Here is a 25,943-nt window from a genome sequence, read left to right as displayed (position 1 = left end):
TCATGACGCCGTTCCGCTTCTTCCACCTCAAAAGCATCGGTGGACAGATCGCCGCGCTGGTGGTGGCGTCGATCGTCGCGCTGCATCTGATCCTCACCGCCAGCTTCCTGATCAGCCGGCCGGACCGGGCCGAGCCGCCGCCCGACGCCGCCCATCAGCTTGCGGACGCGGCCCTGCTGCTCAACGGCACGGATGCGAGCGAGCGGCCGCGCATCCTCGCCAATATCGTGCGTGCGTTTCCGAATGCCGGCATCGAGCTCCTCGCGCCGGGGACCTTCTCCGTCGCCGAAGACAGCGGTGGCCCGCATCTGCGCAACGTGCGCCGGCATCTCGGCCATCAGTACGAGGTGATCGCGCTGACCCCGAACTTCGGCGTGCACCGCGTCGCGGTCGAGCTTCCCGACGGCAGTGTGATCGCAGGTCGCGTCGAGCAGGGCCCGCATCCGCCGCGGTTCTGGGGCGGCCCCTGGATGATAACGCTGCTGTTCGCGCTGATCAGCGTCACGATGCTCGGCCTGTGGGCGGCCTACGCGCTGGCCGCGCCGCTGTCCTCGTTTGCCAGGGCCGCCGAGAATTTCAGCCTGGACGGGGCGGCCGATCCGCTGCCCGAGCGCGGCCCGGAGGAGATCCGCTCGGTCGCGCGCGCGCTCAACCGCATGCATGAGCGGATCGCGCGGCTGATGTCGGATCGCACCCGGATGCTGGCGGCGATCAGCCACGACCTGCGAACGCCGATCACCCGGCTGCGCCTGCGCGCCGAGTTCATCGAGGACGAGGGCAACCGCAGGCGCATGCTGATCGATCTCGACCAGATGCGCTCGATGCTGGAATCCGTGTTGTCGCTGCTGCGCAACGACCGCAAGATCGAGGCGGTGACGCTGGTCGACATCGCGAGCACGCTCCAGGTCATCGCCGACCAGTTCGGCGACATGGGCCATGTCGTGCACTATGACGGCCCCGCTTCGGCGACGGCCGCCGCGCGGCCCGACGAGCTGCATCGGGGCGTCACCAACCTCGTCGAGAACGCGGTTCGCTTCGGCGCCGAAGTGACGATCCGCCTCGACGTATCCGGCACCACGCTCGTCATCGACGTCGAGGACGACGGCCCCGGCATCTCGGATGCGCGCAAGCAGGAGATGCTGGAGCCGTTCGCGCGCGGCGATGACGCGCGCACCATGGACGAGCACACCGGCTTCGGGCTCGGCCTGTCGATCGCGCGCGCGATCGCGATCGCTCATGGCGGCGAATTGTCGTTGCACGACCGCGCGCCGCACGGGCTGATCGTACGGATGCAATTGCCGGTGTGGCAGCAGCCGCGGCGGGCGGCGTAAGGCACGCCTCAGGCGGCGAGCGGCGGATGCTCGATCGGGTGCTCCTCGAAGATCGCCACCGCCTCGAAGCGGTAGCCGCAGGCGTGGCATTTCCAGAGATAGGAAACGCGGCCTTCGCCCGGCTCGATCCAGTCCGGAGACGGGATCGGTGCCCCACATTGCGCACAGGGGTTCTGCTTGGGGATGTCGCCGATGTCTGCTCGGGTCATGGACGTTCTCCCGAATTTTGAATAGCGATTTTTGGGCGAATGCACGAATAGACAGACCTGCTGTCGCGTAACGCACATCGCCAAGTGCAATCCTAACCTGGGTTTGAGTCGTAAAAACGACGGCCCCGCGAAAATCGCCGCTGGCGGCGTTTCGCCACATCATCGCCGTGTTCCCACGGCCTAACGCGCACGGGTGCAGGTTCGTTCTGCCGAGGAATAATTCAATGAAAATTTTGCGTATTGCCGCGCTCGTTGCGGCCGGGCTGATGTTGCCGCAGGCCGCATTCGCGGGCGAAGCCGAGTATGCCGAGATGGTCGCGGCCCATGCCCGCGCCAACGGCGTGCCGGAAGCGCTGGTGCATCGCGTCATCATGCGCGAGAGCCGCTATCAGCCCGGCCTGATCGGTCGCGGCGGCACCATCGGCCTGATGCAGATCAAGCTCGCGACCGCCCGCGGGGTCGGCTACACCGGCGACGCCGCCGGCCTGCGCGATCCCAACACCAACCTCACCTACGCCGTCAAATACCTCGCCGGCGCCTATCGCGCCGCCAATGGCGACCACGCCCGAGCCGTGCGTTATTTCGCGGGCGGCTATTACTACGTTGCAAAGCGGCAGCGCCAGGAAATGGTGCAGCAGGCCAGCAACGACACCTGGCTCGAGCCGAACGGCAATCCGCAGCCGATGCTCGGGATGGCGCCGCATAAGAAGCTGGCCCAGCGCGTCAGCAATGCGCGGGCGCAGGAGGTTCCCAACCACTAGCCAGCGTCATTCCGGGGCGATGCGAAGCATCGAGCCCGGAATCTCGAGCTTCCCCGGTGCGCAATTGCGCACCCGGGGTTCGGTCCGGCGGACCGCGCCGGAATGTCAGCCCTGTGGCTAGCGCGTTGACCACCCCGTCCCGCTGGCATACATTAGAGCCGTTCCGAGGGGTGCTCCGAGGAGGAGCTGAGATACCGCTAAATGGGTCAGAAGGCCCAGGACCGCGGTGACCCTTTGAACCTGATCCGGGTCATGCCGGCGAAGGGACAGGGATGTTGCAGACCACCAAGCGATCGGATTCCCCGGTATCCATCATCGGCGCAGGCATTGCAGGTGCCTGGCAGGCGCTTTTGTTCGCGCAGGCCGGCCATGCCGTGACGCTACACGAGCGCGGTGACGCCGCGATGACCGATTCCACCAGCCATTGGGCCGGCGGGATGCTCGCGCCCTGGTGCGAGGCGGAGGTCGCGGAACCCATCATCTCCAGGCTCGGCCAGCGCTCCCTGGACATCTGGCGGCGCGAGCTGCCGGACACCCCCTTCAACGGCTCGCTCGTCGTCGCCCACCCGCGCGAGCGCAACGATTTCGAGCGTTTTGCCCGGATGACCGACGGCCACCGCCGGCTCGATGCGGCCAGCCTTGCCGAGCTCGAGCCGTCGCTGGAGGGCCGCTTCCGCGACGCGCTGTTCTTCCCGACCGAGGGCCATGTCGAGCCGCGCCGCGTGCTGCCGAAGCTGCATGAGCGCATCCGCGCCGCCGGCGGCACCATCAAGTTTGATAGCGACGTCAGCGCCAAAGACCTCGACGGCATCGTGATCGACTGTCGCGGCCTCGGCGCGCGCGACGAGCAGCCGGAGCTGCGCGGCGTCAAGGGCGAGATGATTTTGATCGAGACCGGCGAGGTGCGGCTGGCGCGCCCGGTGCGGCTGATCCATCCGCGTTGGCCGCTCTACGTGATCCCGCGCGAGGACAATCTGTTCATGCTGGGCGCGACCTCGATCGAGGCCGAGGACACCGGCGTCAGCGTGCGCTCGGCGCTGGAGCTGCTGGGCGCGGCCTATGCCGTGCATCCGGCCTTCGGCGAGGCTCGGATCATCGAATTCGGCTCCGGCCTTCGGCCCGCTTTCCCCGACAATCTGCCGCGCATCGGCATTCGTGGCGAGAGGATCGCCGTCAACGGCCTCTACCGCCACGGCTTCCTGATCGCCCCGGCGCTCGCCGAGCTGACGCTGCAATACGTCCAGCGCGGCCAGATCGACAATGAGGTGATGCAATGCGGGTGATCGTCAACGGCGAGCAGCGCGAGGTGAACTCGGCCAGCGTGGACGCGCTGCTCAGCGAGCTCGACTATGAGGGCACCCATTTCGCGATCGCGCTGAACTACGACGTCGTGCCGAAGAGCCGCTGGGCCGAGACCCACCTCAAGGCCGGCGACGAGATCGAGATCATCACGCCGCGGCAGGGAGGGTGAGGTGATGATGGCACGCTCTCTCCACTTGTCGTCCCCGCGAAGGCGGGGACCCATAACCACAGGGAGCGGCTATGGCGGCCGGTCTCTCCCCACGTGCCCCAAGAGAAATCACGCGGTATGGGTCCCCGCCTTCGCGGGGACGACAGTTGAACTTGAGGAGACACCTTGGACATGGTGACCTTCTACGGCAAAACCTTCCCCTCCCGCCTGCTGATCGGCAGCGCGCTCTATCCTTCGCCTGCGATCATGCAGGCGGCGATCCGTGCCTCCGGCTCGAACATCGTCACGGTGTCGCTGCGCCGCGAAGCCGCCGGCGGCAAGACCGGGGACGCGTTCTGGAATCTGATCCGTGAGCTCGACGTCAGCGTGTTGCCGAACACCGCCGGCTGCCGCAGCGTGCGCGAGGCCGTGACCACCGCAAAACTCGCGCGCGAGCTGTTCGGCACGTCCTGGATCAAGCTGGAAGTGATCGCCGACAACGACACGCTGCAGCCCGACGTCGTCGGCCTGGTTGAGGCCGCCGCCATCCTGATCAAGGACGGCTTTGAGGTGTTCCCCTATTGCACCGAGGATCTCTCGGTCGCGAACCGCCTGGTCGATGCCGGCTGCAAGGTCGTCATGCCCTGGGCCGCGCCGATCGGCAGTGCCAAAGGCATCACCAACCGCGACGCGCTGAAACTGCTGCGTGAACGGCTGCCTGATATCACGCTGGTGGTCGATGCCGGCATCGGCGCGCCGTCACATGCGGCCGAGGCGCTCGAGCTCGGCTACGACGCCGTGCTGCTCAACACGGCCATCGCAAAAGCCGCCGATCCCGTCGCGATGGCCAACGCCTTCCGTCTCGGCTGTGATGCCGGCCGCACCGCCTACGAAGCCGGGCTGATGAACGCCCGCGACTTCGCCTCCCCCTCCACCCCTGTCGTTGGGACACCATTCTGGCATGCCGTATCCTGATCGCTTCTATCCCGTCGTCGACAGCCTCAAATGGGTCGAACGCCTGACCAAGCTCGGCGTCGGCACCATCCAGTTGCGCGCGAAAGACCTCAACGACGCCGACGCGCTCCAGATCGTCACCGACGCGCTGGCGATCACTGAGGACACGCAGGCCAAGCTGGTCGTGAACGACTATTGGCGCGCGGCCGTCGTCGCCGGCGCAAAATATCTGCATCTCGGCCAGGAGGACCTGGCGGACGCGGACCTCAAGGCCATCCGCGAGGCCGGCCTGTCGCTTGGCGTCTCCACCCATGACGACGCGGAGCTCGAGACCGCGCTTGCCGCAGAGCCCGACTATGTCGCGCTCGGTCCGATCTTCTTCACCACGCTGAAATCGATGCGCTTCGAACCGCAGGGCATTCCAAAGATCACGGAATGGAAGAAGCGGATCGGCAGCATCCCGCTGGTCGCGATCGGCGGCATCAAATTCGAGCACGCCGCGGAGATTTTTGCCGCCGGCGCCGATTCCATCGCCGTCGTCAGCGACGTCACGCAAAACGCCGACCCGGACGCGCGGGTGCGGCAGTGGCTCGGCCTATCGCTGGAGGCGGCATGATGCGCATCGCTCTCTCCACCCGTCATTGCGAGCGAAGCGAAGCAATCCAGAGTCTCTCCGCAGAGACAGTCTGGATTGCTTCGTCGCAAGGGCTCCTCGCAATGACGGAGCAAGAATTCACCGCCGTCGCTCAAACGCACGCACAACAGAATTAAACCGGAGGATCCCATGAACATCCGCTCCAACCCCGAAAAGACCGTCCCCGCCGTCACCACCGGCCCGCTGCCCTCGTCGCGAAAAATCTTCGCGTCTCCGGACGCTGCGCCCGACATCCGCGTGCCGCTGCGCGAGATCATCCTCTCCGAAGGTGCCGGCGAGCCGAACCTGCCGGTCTATGACACCTCGGGCCCCTACACCGACCCGACCGTCACCATCGACGTCAACGCCGGCCTGTCGCGCAACCGTCTCGCCTGGGTCAAGGAGCGAGGCGGCGTCGAGGAGTATCAGGGCCGCGATATCAAGCCGGAGGACAATGGCAACGTCGGCGCCTCGCATGCCGCAAAGGCCTTCACCGCGCACCACAAGCCGCTGCGCGGCCTCGACGGCCACAAGATCACCCAGCTCGAATTCGCCCGCGCCGGCATCATCACCAAGGAAATGATCTACGTCGCCGAGCGCGAAAACCTCGGCCGCAAAAAACAGCTCGATCGCGCGGAGGCCGCGCTGGCCGACGGCGAAAGCTTTGGCGCCGAAGTCCCTGCCTTCATCACCCCGGAATTCGTCCGCAGCGAGATCGCGCGCGGCCGCGCCATCATCCCCTGCAACATCAACCACGCTGAGTTGGAGCCGATGATCATCGGCCGCAACTTCCTCACCAAGATCAACGCCAATATCGGCAACTCCGCCGTGACGTCGTCGGTGGAAGAGGAAGTCGACAAGATGGTGTGGGCGATCCGCTGGGGCGCCGACACCGTGATGGACCTCTCCACCGGCCGCAACATCCACACCACCCGGGAATGGATTCTGCGCAACGCACCGATCCCGATCGGCACCGTGCCGATTTACCAGGCGCTGGAGAAGTGCGAAGGCGATCCGGTCAAGCTGACCTGGGAGCTCTACAAGGACACGCTGATCGAGCAGTGCGAGCAGGGCGTCGACTACTTCACCATCCACGCCGGCGTGCGCCTGTCCTACATCCACCTCACCGCCAACCGCGTCACCGGCATCGTCAGCCGCGGCGGCTCGATCATGGCGAAGTGGTGCCTGGCGCATCACAAGGAGAGCTTCCTCTATACGCATTTCGACGAGATCTGCGACCTCATGCGCAAGTATGACGTCTCGTTCTCGCTCGGCGACGGCCTGCGTCCCGGCTCGATCGCGGACGCCAACGACCGCGCACAGTTTGCCGAACTCGAAACGCTCGGCGAGCTGACTAAAATCGCGTGGGACAAGGGCTGCCAGGTCATGATCGAAGGCCCCGGCCACGTGCCGATGCACAAGATCAAGATCAACATGGACAAGCAGCTCAAGGAGTGCGGCGAAGCCCCGTTCTACACGCTCGGGCCCCTGACCACCGACATCGCGCCGGGCTACGACCACATCACCTCGGGCATCGGCGCCGCCATGATCGGCTGGTTCGGCTGCGCCATGCTGTGCTACGTCACGCCGAAAGAGCATCTCGGGCTGCCCGATCGTAACGACGTCAAGGTGGGCGTCATCACCTACAAGATCGCCGCCCACGCCAGCGATCTCGCCAAGGGCCACCCGGCCGCCCAGCTCCGCGACGACGCCCTCTCCCGCGCCCGTTTCGACTTCCGCTGGAGCGACCAGTTCAACCTCGGCCTCGATCCTGATACCGCCAAGAACTTCCACGACGAGACCCTGCCGAAGGAAGCCCACAAGGTCGCCCATTTCTGCTCGATGTGCGGGCCGAAATTCTGCTCGATGAAGATCACCCAGGATGTGCGGGATTATGCGGCGACGCTGAACGATCCGAATTCGATCGGCATGTCGATGCAGGGCACTGCCGAAGACGGCATGGCCAAGATGAGCGCGAAGTTCAAGGAGATGGGCAGCAGCGTGTATCTCGATGCGGAGAAGGTGAAGGAGAGCAATCGGGTGCTCTAGACTGCAAGAACCCGAGAATATGCTTTGTTGTCGTCAGAAGGCCGAGCGAAAGCCCGGCCTTCTTTTCGTCCCCTTCGAGCCACCTCAAAAGACGAAATCCTCCTCACTTGAGATGTCAGATGGCATCCACGGATATTTTGTCGCCCCAGCAATAAAGTCGCCACGATACGAACTCATGTCACCCCAGTACTCTGGAGGATCACTATTCCTGAACTCATTTTTCATGTTCGTCGTGCTGGTACTCCATACATCGTTCTGAACAAACGACCAGGCGCTAACGGAGTCGACAACATGCCCTCGCGCCAAGTTGTCCTGCTGAATCAGCTCAGTTTCGGTATCGATCTTTGTCAACAATTCCTTCAGGAGATTGCCCACCTCAGCGTGGGCGGCAACGAGAATCGCTTTACTGAAAATCAGCGAGACCTGCTTCCCAAATCTAGGCACTATATCCGCCGACATTCGAACATGCGGAACGTACTCAGTCATAAACGTCACGAAAGCGAACAGCTTTGGAAAGCTCTCGACAATCTGGGGAGAAGTTAGATTCGTCACCTGAAAACTGCGGAATTGAACGCCGTTAGAAGTTTGCAGGATAGCAGAAGCATAATCGACCTCGACCCGAATCCAGCGGTCCGATCTATCCTGAAACAGCCGCACCTTGCAGGTACTTGATCCAATCGAAGATAGATTTCTGTACCACTCGGCCTCAGTGTTCGTAGGAACCACTCTATCTGCCTGCGTCATCTCGACTAGATATTGTTCAATACCAACAAATACGTGATTTACATTCTGCTTGATCAATTCGATGTCGTCATGTTTGACCGGCCTAAAGTGCGCCAGTGAATTTCGTACAGTGCCAATCTCATCAAGTTTTGTCTTTATGATCTCCCGCTTTCCTCGGAAATGAGGCTTGAACAGATCCCAATAGGTGTCCGACGTGATGATTCGTGTTAACTCTCCACTATTGAGATACATCAAGGGAGAGCTCACTTCATAGCCGAGATAGCCGTACCCCTTAGCCTGCGCCACGCGCTTGCTCGCGACGGCGGCGATTGTTGATTGCTCTTCATCAACAGTTTGCAAGGCAGTTTCTGTCCACTTCTCTCCGTATCGATTCTTCAAAACGACGTAGACAAAAACGCGCAATGCGTTTTCCATCCTGAACAAGATATTCAAGGCCTCGTAGTAGTGCAGAAGAAGCCAGCGCTTCGGTATCTCGACGGATCCTCCTTCCTTTCCCTTTGCCGACTTCCAGTCCATGGCATCCCCCTTCTTGCAGCGCAAAGCGCTTGTACGATCGGTAAGGCGCTTAAAGTCCATTCGTGCTTCTTTCAACTCTTACATCTATCAGTTTTGCTACGGTTTGCCACAATCACAGATGGACCCGCGGTTTGCCTGAAGTCGCTCCCCACCGCCTCCCCGACCTTCTCCGTCCCAACCTCCTTCTCGTCTTCGTCGGCACCGCCGCCTCTACGCGCTCGGCCGAGGTCGGGCACTACTACGCTCATCCCGGCAACCGCTTCTGGCGCGCGATCCATGAGGCCGGCATCACGCCGCGACGCTATCAGCCGGGCGAGTTCGCTGCGCTGATCGAGCTTGGGATCGGCTTCACCGATCTCTCCAAGTCGGGCACCGGGATGGATTACCAAATCGCGACTGAAACGATCGACGTGCCGGGGTTCAGGGCCAAGATCGAAAAGTATCGGCCGCGCGCGATTGCGTTCACGAGCAAGAAGGCGGCGAGCCTGTTTTACGGCAGGCCGTCGAGCGGGATCGCGCTGGGGCGTCAGCCGCGCGATGCAGGTTTGCCGGAGGTTTTCGTGCTGCCCTCGCCGTCCGGTGCCGCGTCAGGGCATTGGACGCTGGAGCCGTGGCGCGAGCTCGCTGCCTGGATCGCAGCGTAGTGTGGATTGGCGCTGGCGCTCCAAACTCAGCCGTCCGTCCCGGCGAAGGCCGGGACCCATAACCACAGGCCACGGTTTGGCGAAGACTCGTGGTTCGGTACTTCTACCGGCCGTAACCGATAGATTCCGCGGTATGGGTCCCGGCCTTCGCCGGGACGACACCGTTGCCTGCGCTCTACCCATCCTACACACTAAAGATCGAAATTGGTGGGCAGCATGACCACGTCGCGAATGGTCATGCCGCGCGGCCGCGTCAGCATGAACATCACGACTTCGGCCACGTCACTGGCCTCCAGCAGGCTGCCCGAGTCCCTGGCTTCCTGCAGCTTCTCGGGCGGCCAGTCCGCGAGCAGTGAGGTGACGACCGGGCCGGGCGAGATCGAGCCGACGCGAATGCCGTGCTTGAAGACCTGGCGCCGCACCGTCTGGACGAAGCAGTTGATCGCCCATTTGGACGACGCATAGACCGGCTCCCAGGGCGTCGGAAAATGCGCCGCCAGCGAACTCGTGACGATGATGTCGCCGCTCCCGCGCGCGATCATGTGCGGCAGCACGTCGTGCACGTTCTTCATCACGACGTTGACATTCAGGTTCAGCATCCGGTCGATGGCCATATTGTCGGCATCGACCAGATCGCCACCGACATAGGTGCCTGCATTCGCATGCAGGATGTCGAGCTGGCCTGCCTTCTCCAGGACGCGCGGCAGCAACGATGCGCAGTCCTTGGGATCCAGGAGGTCGACGACCAGCGGGATCACGGCGTCGCCATGCTTGTTGCCGAGCGCCTTCAGCGCGGCCTCGTCGCGGTCGACCATCACCACGCGCGCGCCCGCGGCCAGCATTGCTTCAGTGCTCGCCAACCCGATGCCCGACGCGGCTCCGGTCACGGCAGCAACCTTGCCTTCCAATTCGTTTCCCATGGGGGCACCATCCTGCTGATGGTCGGCAGTATAGCGATACAAGACGAATTGGCGATGCGGATCGCTGGCTTCGTAGGGTGGGCAAAGGCGCTCTTGCGCCATGCCCACCATCTCTCCACAAATCCGGACGAACGGTGGGCACGGCGCGCGAAGAGCACGCCTTTGCCCACCCTACGACACCGTCAGCCCCTCACCCCGCATTCGCCCTATCGAGGTCCGCGATGACGATCTTCCGCATCTCCATCATCGCCTGCATGACGCGGTTCGCTCTGGTACGGTCGGGATCGCCGAGGTAGCGGCCGAGCGCCGACGGGATCACCTGCCAGGACAGTCCAAATTTGTCCTTGAGCCAGCCGCAGCGGGATTCCTCGCCGCCGTCGGCGGTGAGGCGGCTCCAGAAGTAGTCGACCTCGGCTTGCGTCTCCACGCTGATGAAGAACGAGACCGCCTCGGTGAAGCGGTATTGCGGGCCGCCGTTGAGCGCGTGGAAGCGCTGGCCTTCGAGTTCGAACACCGCCATGAAGTCGCTGACGGTCTCGACTTCAGCGTTGGGGAACACCGCTTTGTAGAAGGCGACGGCTTCCGGGACATTGTTGGCGAACCAGAGGAATGGCGTGATTGACGTCATGAAGTTGTATCCTTTCGTCTTGGACCGGACGCGCGACCATCGCTCCAAGGACGAGCGGCGGGACGGTGTTCCGACACGGGCGCTGGTCTTTTTAAGGCGCCCCTGTCGGAACCCGAGCCGACCATTCGTCCTTTGAATGCAACGCCGATCACCCCGGAGCCGCCAGATGCCCACCATCACAGCCTTTGAAAACTCGCCCGACCGCGGCAAGGGACAGGCGCGCGATATGCGGGTTCGCTGGGCGCTGGAGGAAGTGGGCCTGCCCTACGACGTCCGCCTCGTGTCGTTCGCGGCGATGAAGGACCCTGCCCATCTTGCGCTGCATCCGTTCGGGCAGATTCCGACCTATGAGGACGGTGATCTCGTCCTGTTCGAGTCGGGCGCGATCGTGCTCCATATCGCCGAGCGCCACGTTGGATTGTTGCCAAAAGATGCGAATGCGAGGAGCCGCGCGATCGCATGGATGTTTGCCGCGCTCAACACGCTGGAGCCGCCGATCGTCGAGTTCGGGATGACGATGCTGTTCGAGCGCGACAAGGGCTGGTACGAGGAGCGGCTGCCGGTCCTGAAGGATCGCGTCCGTGTCCGCCTGGGCGAATTGTCCCGTCGCCTCGGCGGGGCCGAGTGGCTCGACGGCGCGTTCAGCGCAGGCGATCTCATGATGGTGACGGTGCTGCGCCGGTTGAACGCATCTCGCCTGCTGGAGGAATATCCCGACCTCTCAGCCTACGTCGCCCGCGGCGAAGCGCGGCCTGCGTTCCGGCGGGCGTTCGATGGGCAGCTGGCGGTGTTCACCGCCGCATCGATCGGCATATAGAGGCCGCGCCTCTCACCGAGAACCGGTACATCTCCGATCCCATACGTCGAACGGGCGACGCCGGGCGTCCTCCGATCGAATGACGCTGCGCACAATGCGCAAGGACTGTTGCCAGCCCGTCGCTCCGGCGATACGACTTGAGATGGAAGAGCCTGATATCAACCGGCCCGCATCATCCCAGGAAGGCACCGCATGAGCAACGATCTCTCCGGCGTCTGGGATGGCAGCTACATTCAACCGAGCACCGGAATGGTCACCTTCACCGCAACTCTGGTCGAAACCGGCGGCGCGCTCACCGGAAGCGTGACCGAGCCCTGCTCGAACCCGCGATGCCCGCTCCGCACCCACAACGCCTCGATCGCGGGTCAGCGCTCCGGCAACGCGGTCTCGTTCGTCAAACACTACGAGCCGCCCGGCCACGGCTACGACACGGTCCATTACGAAGGCACGGTGAACGCCGAGGCGACCGAAATCGACGGGCGCTGGCAGCTGCCTGGCTCTTCCGGCGCGTTCCTGATGATCCGCGCCAGCAAGGCCGCGCAAGCGGCCACGACGGAGCAACACGCCAAGGTGCCATCGCGCTGAAGGGAACAACCATGCTGACGCTCTATTCCTACCCGGAACTGTTCGGCGTCGCCGACAACAACGGCTACGGCCTCAAGGTCTACGCGTTCCTGAAGCTCGCAGGCCAGCCGTTCGTGCACGAGCATCTCTTCGATGCCTCTGCCGCGCCGCGCGGGCAGCTGCCTTACGTCGTCGACGACGGCGAGACCATCGGCGACAGCGAGACAATCATTGCGCATGCGATCGCCAAATATCGTCTGAGCATCGATGCCGCGCTGTCGCCGGACGCACGGCGGACCAATCATCTCGTCACCCGCATGCTGGACGATCTCTACTGGGTGATGTCGTATTCGCGCTGGAAGGACGATCGCTTCTATCCGGCATTCCGCGACGCCTTCATCGCGCAGCATCCGCAACTCGATGCCGAGGGACTGGAGAAGGCGAAGGCGTATAATTCGCAGCGCTATTATTTCCAGGGCATCGGCCGCTACACGCCCGAGCAGGCTTACGCGCGGGGGCTTGCCGATCTGCAAGTGCTGGCCGAGATCGTGCCTACGGCAGGCTTCGTCCACGGCGCGGCGCCGACCAGCATCGACGCCGGCATCTACGGCTTCATCGCCAACATCTTTTATTTTCCGATCCCGACGCCGCTGAAGGCCTTCGTCGATGCGCACGCCAATCTCGTCGCGCATTGCGAGCGGATTCATGCGGCGGTGAGCGGGCGTAATTCGTAGGGTGGGTTAGCGCAGCGTAACCCACCACTTCTGTCACAGCGGAGACGAAAGAGGTGGGTTACGCCCAGCGGACGCGCTTCGCGCATCCGCAAGGCTAACCCACCCTACGTACCTGTTTTACCGCATCGTGATCGCGAGCCCGCTCAGATCCGCATTCGCCATCAGGCCGGTCTGGTAGCCCGACAGCTCCAGCACCGCGCCCTTCTGGTTGGTCAGCACGATGGCGCGGGCGCCGCGGCCGACGGCGAGGCCGGCACCGGCCGCGCCATAGACGCCGGAGACGTCGGAGGGGCGGTTGATGTTGGAGACCCGGCCACGCAGCACGGTCTTGGAGCCACCGAAGACGAGGCCGTAGTCGAGGCCGCCGGTCGAGAGCGAATAGGAGCGGCCGCGGAAGTTCAGCACGCCCGAGCCGCCCGAACCGCCGATGATCCAGCCCGCCTTGTAGATCGTCAGCACCACGGTGCCGCCGTCGGCCAGCGCCGAGGTCGAAAGGCCGGCCAGAGCGGCAATGGCGACCAGCGCGGCGCGGAAGGTGGTAGCGAGCTTCATGGGGCGTCTCCGGGGGCTATTTTTCAAGGGAGGATTCGAATCAGACGCAGCGAATGTATCCGATGGATCGCGGCGGCAACATGATGGAGCGATGTGGGACGCGAGATGCAGCAGCGCGTTCAACCGTCATCGCCCGGCTCGACCGGGCGATCCAGTACGCCGAGACGGCAATGAGATGCGGAGAAGCCGCAGCGTACTGGATGCCCCGCCTGCCGCCTACGCTAAAGCTTCGGCGCCCCTGAACCTCGACCCCGGCGAAGCCTTGGCGTAGCCGGGTCGCGAGGCATGACGGCGGAGTTTGGGACCGCCTACCGACACCACCGCCATGATGCCATCCTGCCCCTGTTTTGCCCGACGGAGCAAGCGAATTGTTCGGCTATACCGAATTTGAAACACTCACGATTTCTACTGTGCATGGGGTTGTTTTCGCGTTTTTGTTTTACCCGCCTTCCCCAATGCCGATTGCAACTCCCCCGCATGTCGCTACGCTCGTGCGGACGACGCGACCGTTCCATCCGAGGTGATCCCATGTCGATCCAGCATTTCGCACCCCCGCCGCACGTCAAGGCGCCGCCGCTGTCCTTTGCCACGCGTGTCGGCGATCTCCTGTTCGTCTCCGGCATTCCCGGCTTCGACGGCAATGGCGCGCTGCCGGACGGTTTCGAGGCGCAGTTCGCCAACGTCGCCGTCAACATCAAGCGCGTGCTGGACGAGGCCGGCGCGACGGTCCGCGATCTCGTCAAGGTCAACGTGCTGCTCACGCGCGCCTCGGACGTCGCCGCGATGAACGCACTCTATGCCGGCGCGTTCGGCCCGCCGCCCTATCCGGCGCGCACCACGTGCGTGGTGCAGGCCCTGCCCGACCCGAAAATGCTGATCGAGATCGAGGCGGTGGCGTCACTGGCGAAGTGAACCACGCTTAGCGTATGTGTCTTGGCGCATGTGTCTTGCCAGGCACTCGGCCGAACCAAGTGCACGGCTCCCTCTGACATATCCGTGAAACGGCGGCCCCTCGGCTTGCCAAGGACCTGCTTTTACCGCACGGATTTTCGGGTCACACATCCCCACAAGGAGATTTTTCATGCGTCGCGTTCTCGCCCTCTGTGCCGTTGCCGGCATCGCCTCTTCCGTGTTTGCCGTGCCGGCGTCGGCAGCAGCAGCCGGCTATTACGTGATCCGCTGGGACAACACCGGCATCTGCCAGGTCTGGAACGAGGACCTGAAGTACAAGCCGTTCCAGTGGGGCGCTTCGACCTACAAGGTCGTCAGCAAGCCGGTCCCGACCTTCACCGCGGCTTCGGATCTCCAGATCAAGCTGCGCTCGGAGCGCCGCTGCACGCTCTGAGCGTCACGCGACGAATTTGATCTTGAGGGCGGGCCGCGCGAGCGACCCGCCCTTTTCCTTTGCGGGCGCGCGCTGGTTTTTTCCGGCTCAAATGGCGCATTTCATGCGCGCACGCTTTGAACCTGATCAGCCGACGGAGCTACTCACAACTTGTCCGGGGCGCATCCCCAAAAACGTCCCACACCATCCCTCCCCGTCATTGTCGGGAGGTGCATCACATCTTTCATTTGAGGAGCTGATCATGCGTCGTATTTCCGTGCTGTGCGTTGCTGCGGGTCTTGCCGTCACTGCCTTCGTCGCCGCGAGCCCTGCCGAAGCCAGCTATCACCTGATCCGCTGGCAGGACACCGGCTTCTGCCAGATCTGGGACGAGAGCATCCCGACCGCGCCGTGGCCCTCCGACTACGCCCGCGTCAGCACGACGGTGCCGACCTTCGTCGACGCACTCGTGCTGAAGGATCACGCGTTGAAGAGCGGTCACTGCACCTGGTAAGATTTCGATCGGCGGATCGACGAGCGGGCAAGGGCGCGACGCGTTCTTGCCCGCTCTTTTTATGGCCTGCACAGAGCGGACCGGCGAGGTGCAGCGACAGCGCGCTCTCACGCGTCCTTGTGCGCGCCGGGATGGATGAGGATGTCGCGCGCGGCGGCGAGGTCGATGAAGGCTTGCGCGCTTCCGCCTTGGTCGGGATGCTTGCCCTTGGCGGCGCGGCGATAGGCCTGGTTGATGTCGTCGCAGGTGAGCTGCACGGCGAGCGGCAGGCCGAGCATCCTGCGGGCACGATCCTCGCTGGAGAGCTTCTTCGGCATGGCGTTGCGGCGGCCGAAGCGTGGCGCGGTGAGATCATGGACGACCTCGAGGATCACGCCGACGCGGCGCTGGGCCGCCAGCGTGACGCTGTGATCGTCATTGTCCACGGCCTGGCGCAACACCGGAAGCGCCTGCTCGGCAGCCTGGCGCAGCGTGGCATCCGTGCTCATGCGCACGATCTCGGCGACGAGCCGGCCTGCCTCGGCCCAGTCGGCCGGCTGCGCCGACCGCAGGCGTTCGAGAGCGAGTTTCCAGGATTCAAGCCGTCCCATCATGCGCGCAACGTTTAGCAATGAAGATCAGTATGCCAAGGCGGCCGTTTCCGACCCCTTAATTTCGAGTTAGCCTTTCATGAAACTTCGAAACGAATCCGGGAGGAAATTGTCATGGCATTGCTCGCAAACCACGTCGCCGTCGTCACGGGCGCCGGATCCGGCATCGGCCGGGCGATCGCGGCCGGCTACGCCCGCGAGGGCGCGCGAGTGGTGCTGCTCGACGTCAACGCCGACACGGTCGCGGAGGCCGCGCAGGAGATCCGCAAGGCCGGCGGCAACGCCGAGAGCTTTGCGCTCGATGTCACGAAGCGTGACGACTGCTTTGCGCTCGCCAGGCAGGTCGCCGACAAGGTCGGGCGGGTCTCGATCCTCGTCAACAATGCCGGCATCACCCGCCGCAACGCCTTCACCGCGGACACGGAGACGGTGGCGAAGGACTGGAACGACATCATCTCGCTCAACCTCAACGGCGTCTTCAACGTGACGCAGGCGTTCCTCGCGCCGCTGCGGGCCGCCAAGGGCCGCATCGTCAATATCGGCTCGATCCAGTCCTTCGTGCATCTGCGCACACCGAGCTCGGCGGCGTATACGACCTCGAAGCACGGCGTGCTCGGCTTCACCAAGGCGCTCGCGGCCGAGCTCGGCAAGGAAGGCGTGCGCGTCAACGCGATCGGGCCGGGCTTCATCGAGACCAACATCAACGCCAACGTGCGCGCGACCAATCCGGCGCTGGTGCAGGCCTTCGTCGATCACACCCCGCTGGCGCGCACCGGCAAGCCCGAGGACATCGTGGGCCCCGCGATCTTCCTGGCGTCGGATCTGTCGGCCTATGTCACGGGGACGATCGTGATGGTGGACGGTGGGTATCGGACGGTGTGAGCGGGCGCGCAAAATCGGCCCGCATCGCTATGCATCCCGTGCCAATCGCGGCACCTTCGCGGCAATCCCAAGGTCAATTGGTGCGATCGTCCGCGATTAACCACTCGTTAACCAAACCCGCCCACCGTAGATCTACGGCTAGGGGGCCGTTGGTTCTCGATCGCTTCCAAAGATGGAAGCGGGCGTTGATCGGGAGGTGTGTTGATGACCACTGTTCATGTCGCTGCGTCCGAACCGGGCGCGCAATTTCTTGCCCCTAACCAAATCGTTCCGCTGTTGATCGGCGCGACCGTCGACGAGGTCGAGCGCGAGCTCGTGCTCCAGACGCTCGCACGCTGCGACGGCAACCGCACGCGCGCATCGCGCGTGCTCGGCCTGTCGGTGCGCACGTTGCGCAACAAGATCAGGATCTATGCGGCGTCCGGCATCGACGTGCCCGCGTATCACGACTAGCACGCGACCACGCAAGTTGGATCGTTCCGCCGGCAAGAACCGCAAGCGAGATGGTCGCGACCGCGGCCGCGATCATCTCGATGGCGCGGAGCATGAAGGCGGTCAAGACCGCCCATGCCGCCTGCGGCTCCTCGGCGAACGCGCCCGGCACGATATCGGGCACCAGCAGATGAGCGAGGCCGAGCGCTGCCGCGAGGATGACTGTCGAAATGCAGAATAGTTTCCACGCTGCGCGCATGGGTCGCTCCTCGCAAGGTTGTGGCTCCGCGCCATCCAATGACACGGTGTCTCCTGCTGTCGATTGATGTTGATCAAGCCCGTCGCGATGCGCGGGCGGAATTGCTGCTGTCGTCAAACGCCGCTAAGTAGCTTGCTTCCTTAGAGGGAGTAGTGGCGTGGCAGACGATCAGGGACGGCAGGGGCCGCGTGGGCGGCAGGGCGAGCCGGGACGGCCGGGACCGCAGGGTCATCCGGGGAAGCGAGGGCCGGACGGCCAGCGCGGCAAGCCGGGACCACAAGGCAAACCCGGGGTGGCCGGAAAGGCCGGAGCGCAGGGCAAGGCCGGCCTGCCGGGCAAGCCCGGCGAAGCCGGTGCTCGGGGCGCGGCCGGGCCGGCGGGGCCGCAAGGCCCACGCGGCGAGCCCGGACCGCCCGGCCAGCTGCCGTCGATCGAACAGGTGCTGCCGTGGCTCGATCAACTCTTCGACGCCTGGGACGAGCGCCGCCGCCAGCGCGAGCGTGAAGCCGCCGAGCGCGAGGCGCTGGAAGCCGCCGTGCATGAGGTTGAAGAGGCGATCGTCGATGACGAGGCCGACGACGGCGAAGGCGATGATCACCGGAAGAAGAAGAAAAAGAAGAAGCACGGCCACAAGGACTAACCCGGCGGAAGTTGCTTCGACGCCCCGGAGGACTCATCCTTGCGCGGCAGCATGCCCATGCGCTCGAACTGCCAGCGCATGGCGCGGTACCAGAGATAGCCGACCAGCGTGCCGAGCAGCGTCAGGATGACGAGGTTGACGCTGCTGTAGGAGCCGCTCCACCACATCATCCATGCGGTCCACAGCACGGTGAAGGTGACGGCACCTGCTCTGAGAGGAATAAGGGGGCGGCTCATGGTCGTGCTCCGGGCTGTCAAAACCCCGGCAGACATCATCGCAAGTTGAGGCCGCTCTCACCGTGAGCCAGATCACGGAATGGACGCAGGACCGCCTAACCGAACCGCAGCCGCGAACGTTCCTTGGCCTTCTCCGCCTCGATCTCACGGTCCCGCGCCGGCGCATGGGTGTGCAGCGAAGTCAGGAGCTTTCGCGCAGCCTCCGACACTTCCGCGACCGCAAGCTCGAAGGCCTCTTCATTGGCCTGCGACGGCTTGTTGAAACCGGAAAGCTTGCGCACGAACTGGAGCGCGCTGGCGTGGATCTCGTCCTCCGTCGCGGGCGGCTCGAAGTTGAACAGCGTCTTGATGTTGCGGCACATGCAGGCTCTCCCGTAGCGGTGTTCCCCTGAGGACGATCGGCGAGGCCGAAATCCTACATCCCGGGCGCAGCCGTGTCATAGGCAGGACCAGCCATATCTGATCCGCAATTATTCCCCTTGCGCGCCGCACCATCGGGGAATGTTTTTCGGGGGGCGATGATGGGTCCGGTCTCGATCCTCCGTGACCAGCTGATAAGATCGCGTCCAACGCGGCCGACCATGAGCCGCATGGGGAGAGAAACATGAAAACGTCTTGCGCTGCGCTAGCGGCCATCCTGCTGTCCATCGCAACGCCGGTTATGGCCGCCGATTATCCGGCGCCGAAGCAAGGCGACTGGATCGCCAAGGACTTCAAGTTGCACACCGGCGAGACCATGCCGGAATTGAAGCTGCACTACACCACCGTCGGCGAGCCCTCTGGCCAGCCCGTGCTGGTGCTGCACGGCACCGGCGGCTCGGGCGCGAGCATGCTGTCGCCCGCCTTCGCCGGCGAACTGTTCGGCGCGGGACAGCCGCTCGACGCGTCCAAATATTACATCATCATTCCCGACGCGATCGGCCACGGCAAATCGTCAAAACCGTCCGACGGCATGAAGACGAGCTTCCCGAAATACAATTACGACGACATGGTCGAGGCGCAGCATCGCCTCGTGAAGGAAGGCCTCGGCGTCAAGCATCTGCGGCTCGTGATCGGCAATTCGATGGGCGGCATGCAGACCTGGCTGTGGGGCGAGAAATATCCGCAGGAGATGGACGCGCTGGTGCCGATGGCCTCGCAGCCGACCGAGATGGCCTCGCGCAACTGGATGATGCGACGGATCATGCTCGACACCATCCGCAACGATCCCGACTACAATGGCGGCAATTACACCAGCCAGCCGCGCATGATGAAATATGCCATCACCGCCTACGGCATCGCCAGCATCGGCGGCACGCTCGCCTATCAGCAGCAGGCGCCGACCGCGGCCAAGGCCGACAAGATCGTCGACGAACGGCTGGCGACACCGATCACGTCCGATGCCAACGACTTCCTCTACCAGTGGGGCTCCTCGCAAGACTACAATGCCGGCGACAAGCTCGAGCAGATCGAGGCGACGCTGCTGCTGATCAACTCCGCCGACGACGAGCGCAACCCGCCGGAGACCGGCATCACGGACGCCGCGATGAAGCGGGTCAAGAACGGCAAGCTGTATCTGATCCCCGCGAGCACCGAGACGCGCGGCCACGGCACCACCGGCAACGCGAAATTCTACGTCGAGCAGGTCAGGCAATTGCTGCAAACCGCGCCGCAGCGGACGATGTGAGACGAGCAGCAAGACCGCATGTCGAACGCTCGCTTTCGCAAGGCTGCGCTGACGCTTCCCGGCGTCATCGAGGGCGCACATCACGGCCATGCCGACTTTCGCGTCGGCAAGCGCGTGTTCGCGACGCTGGGCTATCCCGATGAAAAATGGGGCATGGTGAAGCTCACTCCCAACCAGCAGGCCGTGCTCATCGACGCGGAACCGGAGATGTTTCGTCCGGTCCCCGGCGCCTGGGGCAGGAGCGGCAGCACGAATGTGAAGCTGGCGAAGATCGATCAGGTCACGTTGCGGAGCGCACTCGCGATGGCATGGCGCAATGTCGCGCCGAAATCGCTGCTTGCATCGCTCGAGACGGGATAGGAAAGATCGTACGCGCAAGTTCGCGCTGTGCGTCTGGCTGGCCGATCATACCGCAATGCATCATATGCGGCGCCTCTCACGCCGCATATTATTTGAGCATGCATTGCGCTGACAGCTCGGGCTTAATCACATCAACGATACGAATCGAGCGCGACGGAGGATCGCATGCACAGGCTCGCGCTGTGCGTTTGGCTGGCCGCGACGATGGCGCAGACGAGCGCCGCGTTCGCGTTCGACAACGGCCAATACGACCATGTGCCGCCCGACATCCGCGCCTGGTTCAAGAGCGTGATCGCGCCGAACGGCGTACCCTGCTGCGACATCTCCGACGGCCATCGCACCGACTACGATGTGCGAGGCGGCACCTATTGGGTACCGATCGAGGGACAGTGGATGGAGGTGCCCGAGCGCGCCATCATCCGCGATCGCGGCAATCCGGTCGGCCAGGCCGTGGTGTGGTACGTCCACCACCGCGGCGCCATCATCATCAGTTGCTTCGTGCCGGCCGATGCGGTGTAGACCGCTCAGGCCTTGAGGTCTCGCTTGGGCGAGGCCTCGACATATTCGATGTCATCGCCGAAATCGTCGAGCGCGGCACGAACGGATTTGGCGTCGGCCTCGGCGACGGTGAAGATCGCGGCTAGGTTTTGCCGCTTCTGTCCCGGAAACAGGCTCTCGGCGGCGTAGCCGGCATCGCCGAGCGTCTTGATGATCATGCGCCGCCGGCGCTGATCGACATGGTCGTGGAATTTGAATTGCACGGACATGATGCAAAGCTAGCCGCTCGCGGCACCCGATCAAGGGCGCGGAATCTATTTTCGTCCCTTTCTCGCCGGCTTCGCCTTTGTAGTTTTCTTGGCAGTTTTCTTGGCAGCCTTCCTGCCCGATTTCCTCGCCGGTTTCACGCGGCCAAGCGCAGCGGCAACATCCAGCAGGCCGGCGCCGTATTCCGGCGTAAAATCCTTGCCTCGCATCGCCGGCAATTTGGTCGCAGTCGCGATCAGGCGCCCGGCGACCGCAAGCCCGGCCGCCCTGGATTTCGTCTTGTTGATGTAGACGAGTGCAGCGGCGCCCGTCACATGCGGTGTTGCCATCGACGTCCCGGGCCAGGAATCGTAGCTGGTATGGTCGGCGAAGCTTGCCTTCACCCGGGGCACCGTCGACAGGATGTTGACACCCGGCGCCACCAGCTTGATGTGCTTCCCCGTATTGGAGAACGAAGCGCGCCGATGGGACTCGTCGACGGCGCCAACTCCGATCGTGTCCACGTAGCCCGCCGGGTATTCCTTCGGATTGCCGTCCTCGAACTCGTTCCCCATCGCGGTGGAGATGACGACGCCGGCATCGATCAGTTCGGCGAAGGCCGTCGCTTCCGTCTTTGAATGGTCCTCGCCGCCAATGCTGAGGTTAATGACCTTGATGTTGGAATCGAGCGCGGCCACGAGCGCCTTGCTGTAGAAATCGAAGTTGAAATTCTCGTCGTCGCCTGCGCGCTTGGGATCGTCGAACACCTTCCAGCAGTGCAACCGGCAATTGGCCAGGCCTGCGATACCGACCGAGTTATTGACCACGGCCGCGATCGTGCCGCTGACATGGGTGCCATGACCGAGAAAATCACGCGGTCCGTTGCCGTCGTGCCGATATTCCTCGATCGCGTCCACGAGATCGGGATGTCCGGCGTCGACACCGCTATCGAGCACAGCGACATGAACCCGCCCCGCACCTGGCCGCGGTCGATCGAACCATCTGATGGCGCGAAGGCCCCACTGCCGGATCTTCATGGGATCGGCGGCGGCACTGAGCCACCGGTTGGGAACGGGCTCGACCAGATCCACCGCCCTGGAGGCGCGCAGGCGCTTCAGGGTGCCTGCATCTACCTTCCCGTCCTTCAACTGCACGATCTGAAATCCGGCCAGCGCCTCCCGCGGCGGCGCCGTTGCGGAGCGTGCTATCGAGCGATGAACCGCGGCCAAAGCCATCGCCTGGGGCTGCGCGGGTGCCTCATCGTCGCCGACCACGAACAGCGGCTTCATCGACTGAAGCCCGAAATTGTCGCGCAGGAAATCGATCGGACCTCTGACGTCGTCGGGCATTGCAGCCATCAGCGCGCGTGACGTTGTCGCCTGAAGCGAGGCTGCCGCGATCTGCCGGGCAGCGGCCGGCTTCAACCGAACGATCAATTGTCCCGGGACATGCTTGCGACGGCGTGGCCGATCGCCCGCCACCCGCATTGCCTGCGTTGGGGCCATGACGAATTCCTCGCTTGAAAAGCAACAAAGTACGACACCCGTTATAAGCGAAATTTCTGGTCTACGCCACCTGCGTCATGCCGTGGCTACACTGGGCCGCACCTGCTATTTCGGGGATAGCGATCGAGCCGGAGAATGCTATCTTGTCGCCCTCAATCAGGGAGACCTTCGTGACCGATCTTTGCGCCGAAGACCTCGCCACCATCTATGCCAAGCCGAGCCCACGCGTGATCGCAAAGGCGCGTCCCGCGATCGATGCGCATGCGAAGAAATTCATCGAGATGTCGCCGTTCTGCGTGCTTGCAACGTCAGGCGTCGACGGCAGCGTCGATGCATCGCCGCGCGGCGGAGGGGTTGGCTTCGTCCATGTCGCTGGCCCCAACCAGGTGCTGATGCCCGACCGTGCCGGCAACAACCGGATCGATAGTTTTCGCAACGTCGTCGAAGGCTCGGGCTTCGTGCATCTGCTGTTCTTCGTCCCCGGCATCGACGAGACGCTGCGCGTCGGCGGACGCGGCACGCTCTCGGCCGATCCGGATCTGCTCGCATCGATGGTGGAATTCGGCAAGCCGCCGCGCGCGGTCTTGAACGTCGCGGTCAGCGAAGTCTATTTCCACTGCGGCAAGGCGCTGATGCGCTCGAAGCTGTGGTCACCGGAGAAGGTGCAGCGCTCGGTGATGCCCAGCATCGGCCAGGTCATTCACGACCAGACGGGCCTGGGGGAGCCGGAGAGCCAGGAGATCGTGGAAGAGCGCTACAAGACGCAGTTGTAGGTGAGAGCGTTCGCCGCTCGAAAGAACCGTCATGCCCGGGCTAGTCCCGCCTGCGTAGCCGAAGCCGCTTCGGCGAGGCGAAGGCCCGGGCATCCACGTCTTCGTCGCGCGGCCAAACGTGGATGGCCGGGACAAGCCCGGCCATGACGAAGGAGAGAGCCGGTGCCGGAGCTTAGTGCCCCTCGCCCTCGAGCCCACCGACGTGCTTCTGCGTGTACAGCTCGAGACCGATGCGGCCGATCAGGTCGAGCTGGGTTTCGAGGAAATCGATGTGGTGTTCCTCGTCGCTCATCAGCTTCTCGAACAGGTCACGGGTGACGTAGTCCTTGGCGCCGTTGCAATAGCCGGCGGCCTCCTGGTAGAGCGCCCGCGCGCTCATCTCGGCGGCGAGATCGCACTCGATGATCTCCTTGACGTTCTGGCCGATACGCAGGGGGTCGAGCACCTGCATGTTCGGGAAGCCGTCGAAGAACAGGATCCGCTCGGTGAGCTTGTCGGCGTGCTCCATCTCTTCGATGGACTCCTTGCGCCAGACCTTGGCCATGTCCCGCAGGCCCCAATTATCGAGGAAGCGGTAGTGCAGCCAGTATTGGTTGATTGCAGTCAGCTCGTGGCGCAGCGCCTTGTTGAGATAGTCGATGACTTTTGCGTCGCCCTGCATGATGCACTCCAAATCTTGCGTCCAAATCGGCCCTAACCGACTTTAGAACGCTTCTAAATCAGTTTAAGGACGAGAGCAACCGGCCACGGGGACGCAGCCGGGGAAAGCTCAGTCGAAATTGCGGAAGTTTTCAGCAGGCCGCGAGGGCGAACCGGGGGAGCTCGGCCGTCTCGTCATTGGCGGCCACGGTGTGGCTGTGCGGGCAGCCCGAGCAGCAGGACTTGGCGCAGGGGCCAAGCGTTTCGTCGATGATGGTCTTGATGGTACGGGCGCAGCGGCCGCATTCGGCGCTACAGCCGAGGCATCCATAGACCTGCTTGGCATGACGTACGGCGTCGTCGGACTCGGCGACCGCGGCTCGGATGTCGTCATCGCTCAGCACGTTACAGGAACAAACGATCATGGAAGCGGCAGGCCCTTCGGTGATGCGTCATCATCGATATTTAAGGGGCCGTCCGGATGCAAAGGGAAAAACCGGTATTTGAAGCTATTCCAAACTAGCCCGGAAACAGCCTAGAACGGCTCTAAAATAGGGAGTTGTGCTGGATCAATATCTTGGCGGACCTAGTCACCGCCTCCACCACCATCGCCGCCACCTCCGCAATCCCCGCCACTGCTACCGCTATCGCTGCTGGAACAGCTGTCGCTCGAGCTCCCCGAGCTGTCGCTGGAAAACCAACTCCCCAGCGAGAAGCCGTCGCTGGCCGCTGAATAGCCGTCGCCGCTACTTCCTCCGTCACCGCCAGCACCCGCGCGCGAGCGCCGGCCGCGGTTCTGGAGATGGGCGAACCAGCCATAGCCAATCGCGAAAATGACCCCGGCAGCGATCAAAGTATTCATCATCGCGTTGCCCATCGTCGTCTCCCTCGCGGACCTGCGATCCATTAATTGGTCGCCCTCAGCGAAGGTGCCGTTCATTGATCATTCAAACGAAGTATGGAACTTTACCCCCCAAAGAGTTCCCACCTGTTCGTGCGAAAGGTCACGCCAATGAAGAAGTTCTTACTGACGGTCGCCGCCGTCGCCACCCTGGCCCTCACGGCCGGGACACCGGCCCACGCTCAGCGTGGTGTCGCCGCCGGCGTGGCCGCCGGGATCATCGGTGGCGCCATTGTCGGCGGCGCGCTGGCGTCTCCGTATTATTACGGACCCGGTCCGGGCTACTCCTATGGCCCCGGCTATTACCCCCCCCGCTACTACGCGCCGGGTCCCGGCTATGTCGCCGACGACTATTACGGCGACGGCTGCGTCTGGCAGCGGCAGCGCTTCTGGGATGGCTACGCCTGGCGCACCCGCCGCGTCAGAGTCTGTGGCTGAGGCGCGCTGAACAGGTTCGCTACGGATGCGCCGTTCATCTCCGGGCCTGAAAAAGACCGCTTTTTCTCGTCACAGCTCCGTGCGCGTTTACCGTGGATTGACCAATTGCGCGCTTCCTAGCTGCACGGTCGATTTCATCAGAGTGTGCGTGAACCTTTGAAACCCGGGCGCTCCTAACAAGGGACGTCCATCTCCCAGGAGAGCCAAGAGCATGAAGAAGACTTTTGTTGCCGCCCTCACGGTTGCGACGATCGCCGGTTCGCTGGTGACCGCCACTCCGTCCGCGAAGGCCCATGACGGCGTCGGCGCCGGCATCGCAGCCGGCCTGATCGGTGGCGCCATCGTCGGCGGCGCCATCGCGTCGAGCCGTCCCGCCTATGGCGGACCGGTCTACATTGCCGAGCCCCCGCCGCCCGCGCCCTGCTACTGGCAGCGCCAGCGCTATTGGGACGGTTACGGCTGGGTCATCCGCCCGGTTCGCGTTTGCTACTGATCTGATCGCAAGATCCGATCGCATGGCGCATCCGTGCCGC

The 25,943-nt window shown here is 63.7% G+C and carries 37 protein-coding genes and 1 riboswitch; of the genes, 24 read left to right on the top strand and 13 right to left on the bottom strand.

Going from position 1 to position 25,943, the window contains the following annotated elements; genetic code table 11:
* Nucleotides 1-2: 2 nt before the first annotated feature.
* The gene (locus AB7Z56_RS08985) at nucleotides 3-1,331 is read left to right on the top strand and encodes an ATP-binding protein (protein ID WP_063981497.1); all 1,329 of its coding nucleotides are present in this window, start codon (nucleotides 3-5) and stop codon (nucleotides 1,329-1,331) included.
* 8 nt (nucleotides 1,332-1,339) lie between these two features.
* Here AB7Z56_RS08985 and AB7Z56_RS08980 read toward each other — a convergent pair whose 3' ends face one another.
* The gene (locus tag AB7Z56_RS08980) at nucleotides 1,340-1,540 is read right to left on the bottom strand and encodes a hypothetical protein (RefSeq protein ID WP_063981496.1); all 201 of its coding nucleotides are present in this window, start codon (nucleotides 1,538-1,540) and stop codon (nucleotides 1,340-1,342) included.
* 224 nt (nucleotides 1,541-1,764) lie between these two features.
* On the opposite strand from AB7Z56_RS08980, the gene AB7Z56_RS08975 reads away from it, so the two are divergent.
* The 6 genes from AB7Z56_RS08975 to thiC all read left to right on the top strand — a co-directional run bounded on the left by AB7Z56_RS08975 (nucleotide 1,765) and on the right by thiC (nucleotide 7,388).
* Complete coding sequence (locus tag AB7Z56_RS08975; protein WP_063981495.1) at nucleotides 1,765-2,301, top strand: lytic transglycosylase domain-containing protein; 537 nt, start codon at nucleotides 1,765-1,767, stop codon at nucleotides 2,299-2,301.
* Nucleotides 2,302-2,457: 156 nt separating this feature from the next.
* Nucleotides 2,458-2,586: riboswitch (TPP riboswitch) on the top strand.
* The gene (locus tag AB7Z56_RS08970; protein ID WP_283017510.1) at nucleotides 2,574-3,584 is read left to right on the top strand and encodes an FAD-dependent oxidoreductase; all 1,011 of its coding nucleotides are present in this window, start codon (nucleotides 2,574-2,576) and stop codon (nucleotides 3,582-3,584) included. It overlaps the preceding riboswitch by 13 nt.
* Nucleotides 3,575-3,772 carry a sulfur carrier protein ThiS gene (gene thiS, locus AB7Z56_RS08965; protein WP_063981493.1) on the top strand — a complete coding sequence of 66 codons (198 nt, stop codon included), beginning with the start codon at nucleotides 3,575-3,577 and terminating at the stop codon, nucleotides 3,770-3,772. The genes AB7Z56_RS08970 and thiS overlap by 10 nt, the downstream gene beginning before the upstream one ends.
* A gap of 171 nt (nucleotides 3,773-3,943) precedes the next feature.
* Nucleotides 3,944-4,726, top strand: coding sequence for a thiazole synthase (locus tag AB7Z56_RS08960; RefSeq protein WP_063986138.1), 783 nt, complete (start codon nucleotides 3,944-3,946; stop codon nucleotides 4,724-4,726).
* On the top strand, nucleotides 4,713-5,321 hold the full coding sequence (locus AB7Z56_RS08955; protein WP_063981492.1) for a thiamine phosphate synthase: 609 nt from the start codon (nucleotides 4,713-4,715) through the stop codon (nucleotides 5,319-5,321). Before AB7Z56_RS08960 ends, AB7Z56_RS08955 begins: the two co-directional genes overlap by 14 nt.
* A gap of 168 nt (nucleotides 5,322-5,489) precedes the next feature.
* Entirely contained in the window at nucleotides 5,490-7,388 is a 1,899-nt protein-coding gene (gene thiC / locus AB7Z56_RS08950) for a phosphomethylpyrimidine synthase ThiC (protein WP_063981491.1), read from the top strand.
* An 84-nt stretch (nucleotides 7,389-7,472) separates the two neighbouring features.
* Here thiC and AB7Z56_RS08945 read toward each other — a convergent pair whose 3' ends face one another.
* A complete protein-coding gene (locus tag AB7Z56_RS08945) occupies nucleotides 7,473-8,708 on the bottom strand; it encodes a Swt1 family HEPN domain-containing protein (RefSeq protein ID WP_354095471.1) in 1,236 nt (411 codons plus the stop codon).
* Nucleotides 8,709-8,779: 71 nt separating this feature from the next.
* On the opposite strand from AB7Z56_RS08945, the gene AB7Z56_RS08940 reads away from it, so the two are divergent.
* A complete protein-coding gene (locus AB7Z56_RS08940) occupies nucleotides 8,780-9,292 on the top strand; it encodes a mismatch-specific DNA-glycosylase (protein ID WP_063981489.1) in 513 nt (170 codons plus the stop codon).
* A gap of 191 nt (nucleotides 9,293-9,483) precedes the next feature.
* Here AB7Z56_RS08940 and AB7Z56_RS08935 read toward each other — a convergent pair whose 3' ends face one another.
* Nucleotides 9,484-10,212 (bottom strand): SDR family oxidoreductase, encoded by a 729-nt coding sequence (locus AB7Z56_RS08935; RefSeq protein WP_283017513.1) that lies wholly within the window; start codon nucleotides 10,210-10,212, stop codon nucleotides 9,484-9,486.
* 190 nt (nucleotides 10,213-10,402) lie between these two features.
* A complete protein-coding gene (locus AB7Z56_RS08930; protein WP_063986137.1) occupies nucleotides 10,403-10,840 on the bottom strand; it encodes a VOC family protein in 438 nt (145 codons plus the stop codon).
* Nucleotides 10,841-11,006: 166 nt separating this feature from the next.
* Here AB7Z56_RS08930 and AB7Z56_RS08925 point away from each other — a divergent pair, with 166 nt between their 5' ends.
* The 3 genes from AB7Z56_RS08925 (at nucleotide 11,007) to AB7Z56_RS08915 (ending at nucleotide 12,955) form a co-directional block, all read left to right on the top strand.
* Nucleotides 11,007-11,657 (top strand): glutathione S-transferase family protein, encoded by a 651-nt coding sequence (locus AB7Z56_RS08925; protein WP_063981488.1) that lies wholly within the window; start codon nucleotides 11,007-11,009, stop codon nucleotides 11,655-11,657.
* 192 nt (nucleotides 11,658-11,849) lie between these two features.
* The gene (locus AB7Z56_RS08920; protein WP_063981487.1) at nucleotides 11,850-12,242 is read left to right on the top strand and encodes a hypothetical protein; all 393 of its coding nucleotides are present in this window, start codon (nucleotides 11,850-11,852) and stop codon (nucleotides 12,240-12,242) included.
* Between the two features lie 11 nt (nucleotides 12,243-12,253).
* Nucleotides 12,254-12,955: a glutathione S-transferase family protein gene (locus AB7Z56_RS08915; protein ID WP_063981486.1), complete on the top strand. Its 702-nt coding sequence runs from the start codon at nucleotides 12,254-12,256 to the stop codon at nucleotides 12,953-12,955.
* A 117-nt stretch (nucleotides 12,956-13,072) separates the two neighbouring features.
* Here the strand turns inward: AB7Z56_RS08915 and AB7Z56_RS08910 are convergent, their stop codons facing one another.
* Nucleotides 13,073-13,507 carry a hypothetical protein gene (locus AB7Z56_RS08910; RefSeq protein WP_063981485.1) on the bottom strand — a complete coding sequence of 145 codons (435 nt, stop codon included), beginning with the start codon at nucleotides 13,505-13,507 and terminating at the stop codon, nucleotides 13,073-13,075.
* A 528-nt stretch (nucleotides 13,508-14,035) separates the two neighbouring features.
* Between AB7Z56_RS08910 and AB7Z56_RS08905 the strand changes: the two genes are divergently transcribed.
* From AB7Z56_RS08905 to AB7Z56_RS08895, 3 genes are all read left to right on the top strand, one after another.
* Entirely contained in the window at nucleotides 14,036-14,419 is a 384-nt protein-coding gene (locus AB7Z56_RS08905; protein WP_038941868.1) for a RidA family protein, read from the top strand.
* A 169-nt stretch (nucleotides 14,420-14,588) separates the two neighbouring features.
* Nucleotides 14,589-14,852 carry a hypothetical protein gene (locus AB7Z56_RS08900; protein WP_063981484.1) on the top strand — a complete coding sequence of 88 codons (264 nt, stop codon included), beginning with the start codon at nucleotides 14,589-14,591 and terminating at the stop codon, nucleotides 14,850-14,852.
* A 241-nt stretch (nucleotides 14,853-15,093) separates the two neighbouring features.
* On the top strand, nucleotides 15,094-15,345 hold the full coding sequence (locus tag AB7Z56_RS08895) for a hypothetical protein (protein ID WP_063981483.1): 252 nt from the start codon (nucleotides 15,094-15,096) through the stop codon (nucleotides 15,343-15,345).
* A gap of 107 nt (nucleotides 15,346-15,452) precedes the next feature.
* Here the strand turns inward: AB7Z56_RS08895 and AB7Z56_RS08890 are convergent, their stop codons facing one another.
* Nucleotides 15,453-15,938 carry a hypothetical protein gene (locus tag AB7Z56_RS08890; RefSeq protein ID WP_063981482.1) on the bottom strand — a complete coding sequence of 162 codons (486 nt, stop codon included), beginning with the start codon at nucleotides 15,936-15,938 and terminating at the stop codon, nucleotides 15,453-15,455.
* A gap of 111 nt (nucleotides 15,939-16,049) precedes the next feature.
* Here AB7Z56_RS08890 and AB7Z56_RS08885 point away from each other — a divergent pair, with 111 nt between their 5' ends.
* From AB7Z56_RS08885 to AB7Z56_RS08870, 4 genes are all read left to right on the top strand, one after another.
* On the top strand, nucleotides 16,050-16,817 hold the full coding sequence (locus tag AB7Z56_RS08885) for an SDR family NAD(P)-dependent oxidoreductase (RefSeq protein ID WP_063981481.1): 768 nt from the start codon (nucleotides 16,050-16,052) through the stop codon (nucleotides 16,815-16,817).
* Nucleotides 16,818-17,021: 204 nt separating this feature from the next.
* Nucleotides 17,022-17,270: a helix-turn-helix domain-containing protein gene (locus tag AB7Z56_RS08880; protein ID WP_063981480.1), complete on the top strand. Its 249-nt coding sequence runs from the start codon at nucleotides 17,022-17,024 to the stop codon at nucleotides 17,268-17,270.
* 50 nt (nucleotides 17,271-17,320) lie between these two features.
* The gene (locus AB7Z56_RS08875) at nucleotides 17,321-17,443 is read left to right on the top strand and encodes a hypothetical protein (protein ID WP_256376470.1); all 123 of its coding nucleotides are present in this window, start codon (nucleotides 17,321-17,323) and stop codon (nucleotides 17,441-17,443) included.
* A 222-nt stretch (nucleotides 17,444-17,665) separates the two neighbouring features.
* Nucleotides 17,666-18,148 carry a collagen-like protein gene (locus AB7Z56_RS08870; protein WP_283017514.1) on the top strand — a complete coding sequence of 161 codons (483 nt, stop codon included), beginning with the start codon at nucleotides 17,666-17,668 and terminating at the stop codon, nucleotides 18,146-18,148.
* On the opposite strand, the gene AB7Z56_RS08865 is transcribed toward AB7Z56_RS08870, so the two are convergent.
* A complete protein-coding gene (locus AB7Z56_RS08865; protein WP_028152311.1) occupies nucleotides 18,145-18,384 on the bottom strand; it encodes a hypothetical protein in 240 nt (79 codons plus the stop codon). The two genes, AB7Z56_RS08870 and AB7Z56_RS08865, sit on opposite strands and share 4 nt — an antisense overlap.
* Before the next feature lie 95 nt (nucleotides 18,385-18,479).
* On the bottom strand, nucleotides 18,480-18,746 hold the full coding sequence (locus AB7Z56_RS08860) for a DUF2277 domain-containing protein (protein ID WP_063981478.1): 267 nt from the start codon (nucleotides 18,744-18,746) through the stop codon (nucleotides 18,480-18,482).
* Between the two features lie 242 nt (nucleotides 18,747-18,988).
* Here AB7Z56_RS08860 and AB7Z56_RS08855 point away from each other — a divergent pair, with 242 nt between their 5' ends.
* The 3 genes from AB7Z56_RS08855 (at nucleotide 18,989) to AB7Z56_RS08845 (ending at nucleotide 20,929) form a co-directional block, all read left to right on the top strand.
* Complete coding sequence (locus AB7Z56_RS08855) at nucleotides 18,989-20,050, top strand: alpha/beta fold hydrolase (RefSeq protein ID WP_063981477.1); 1,062 nt, start codon at nucleotides 18,989-18,991, stop codon at nucleotides 20,048-20,050.
* An 18-nt stretch (nucleotides 20,051-20,068) separates the two neighbouring features.
* Nucleotides 20,069-20,410, top strand: a complete 342-nt coding sequence (locus tag AB7Z56_RS08850) for an MmcQ/YjbR family DNA-binding protein (protein ID WP_063981476.1) — start codon at nucleotides 20,069-20,071, stop codon at nucleotides 20,408-20,410.
* A gap of 165 nt (nucleotides 20,411-20,575) precedes the next feature.
* On the top strand, nucleotides 20,576-20,929 hold the full coding sequence (locus AB7Z56_RS08845) for a hypothetical protein (RefSeq protein ID WP_028152315.1): 354 nt from the start codon (nucleotides 20,576-20,578) through the stop codon (nucleotides 20,927-20,929).
* 5 nt (nucleotides 20,930-20,934) lie between these two features.
* Here AB7Z56_RS08845 and AB7Z56_RS08840 read toward each other — a convergent pair whose 3' ends face one another.
* Together AB7Z56_RS08840 and AB7Z56_RS08835 are read right to left on the bottom strand one after the other, a co-directional pair.
* The gene (locus tag AB7Z56_RS08840) at nucleotides 20,935-21,177 is read right to left on the bottom strand and encodes a hypothetical protein (protein WP_028156300.1); all 243 of its coding nucleotides are present in this window, start codon (nucleotides 21,175-21,177) and stop codon (nucleotides 20,935-20,937) included.
* A 45-nt stretch (nucleotides 21,178-21,222) separates the two neighbouring features.
* Nucleotides 21,223-22,659, bottom strand: a complete 1,437-nt coding sequence (locus AB7Z56_RS08835; RefSeq protein ID WP_084794991.1) for a S8 family peptidase — start codon at nucleotides 22,657-22,659, stop codon at nucleotides 21,223-21,225.
* Between the two features lie 170 nt (nucleotides 22,660-22,829).
* On the opposite strand from AB7Z56_RS08835, the gene AB7Z56_RS08830 reads away from it, so the two are divergent.
* Nucleotides 22,830-23,432 carry a pyridoxamine 5'-phosphate oxidase family protein gene (locus tag AB7Z56_RS08830; RefSeq protein ID WP_028156299.1) on the top strand — a complete coding sequence of 201 codons (603 nt, stop codon included), beginning with the start codon at nucleotides 22,830-22,832 and terminating at the stop codon, nucleotides 23,430-23,432.
* Nucleotides 23,433-23,604: 172 nt separating this feature from the next.
* Here the strand turns inward: AB7Z56_RS08830 and bfr are convergent, their stop codons facing one another.
* From bfr to AB7Z56_RS08815, 3 genes are all read right to left on the bottom strand, one after another.
* Complete coding sequence (bfr, locus tag AB7Z56_RS08825; protein WP_014492874.1) at nucleotides 23,605-24,093, bottom strand: bacterioferritin; 489 nt, start codon at nucleotides 24,091-24,093, stop codon at nucleotides 23,605-23,607.
* Nucleotides 24,094-24,223: 130 nt separating this feature from the next.
* Nucleotides 24,224-24,496: a (2Fe-2S)-binding protein gene (locus AB7Z56_RS08820; protein WP_063981474.1), complete on the bottom strand. Its 273-nt coding sequence runs from the start codon at nucleotides 24,494-24,496 to the stop codon at nucleotides 24,224-24,226.
* Nucleotides 24,497-24,657: 161 nt separating this feature from the next.
* A complete protein-coding gene (locus tag AB7Z56_RS08815) occupies nucleotides 24,658-24,948 on the bottom strand; it encodes a hypothetical protein (protein ID WP_063986135.1) in 291 nt (96 codons plus the stop codon).
* A gap of 135 nt (nucleotides 24,949-25,083) precedes the next feature.
* On the opposite strand from AB7Z56_RS08815, the gene AB7Z56_RS08810 reads away from it, so the two are divergent.
* Both AB7Z56_RS08810 and AB7Z56_RS08805 read left to right on the top strand, forming a co-directional pair.
* Nucleotides 25,084-25,410 (top strand): hypothetical protein, encoded by a 327-nt coding sequence (locus AB7Z56_RS08810; RefSeq protein ID WP_063981473.1) that lies wholly within the window; start codon nucleotides 25,084-25,086, stop codon nucleotides 25,408-25,410.
* Between the two features lie 211 nt (nucleotides 25,411-25,621).
* Nucleotides 25,622-25,903, top strand: coding sequence for a hypothetical protein (locus AB7Z56_RS08805; protein WP_063981472.1), 282 nt, complete (start codon nucleotides 25,622-25,624; stop codon nucleotides 25,901-25,903).
* Nucleotides 25,904-25,943: the final 40 nt, after the last annotated feature.

The organism is Bradyrhizobium sp. 482_C4_N1_8 (genome assembly GCF_052075965.1).
Taxonomy (GTDB): domain Bacteria; phylum Pseudomonadota; class Alphaproteobacteria; order Rhizobiales; family Xanthobacteraceae; genus Bradyrhizobium; species Bradyrhizobium barranii.
Note: the sequence above shows the minus strand (reverse complement) of the source record. Positions and strands in the feature narration are given on the sequence as shown.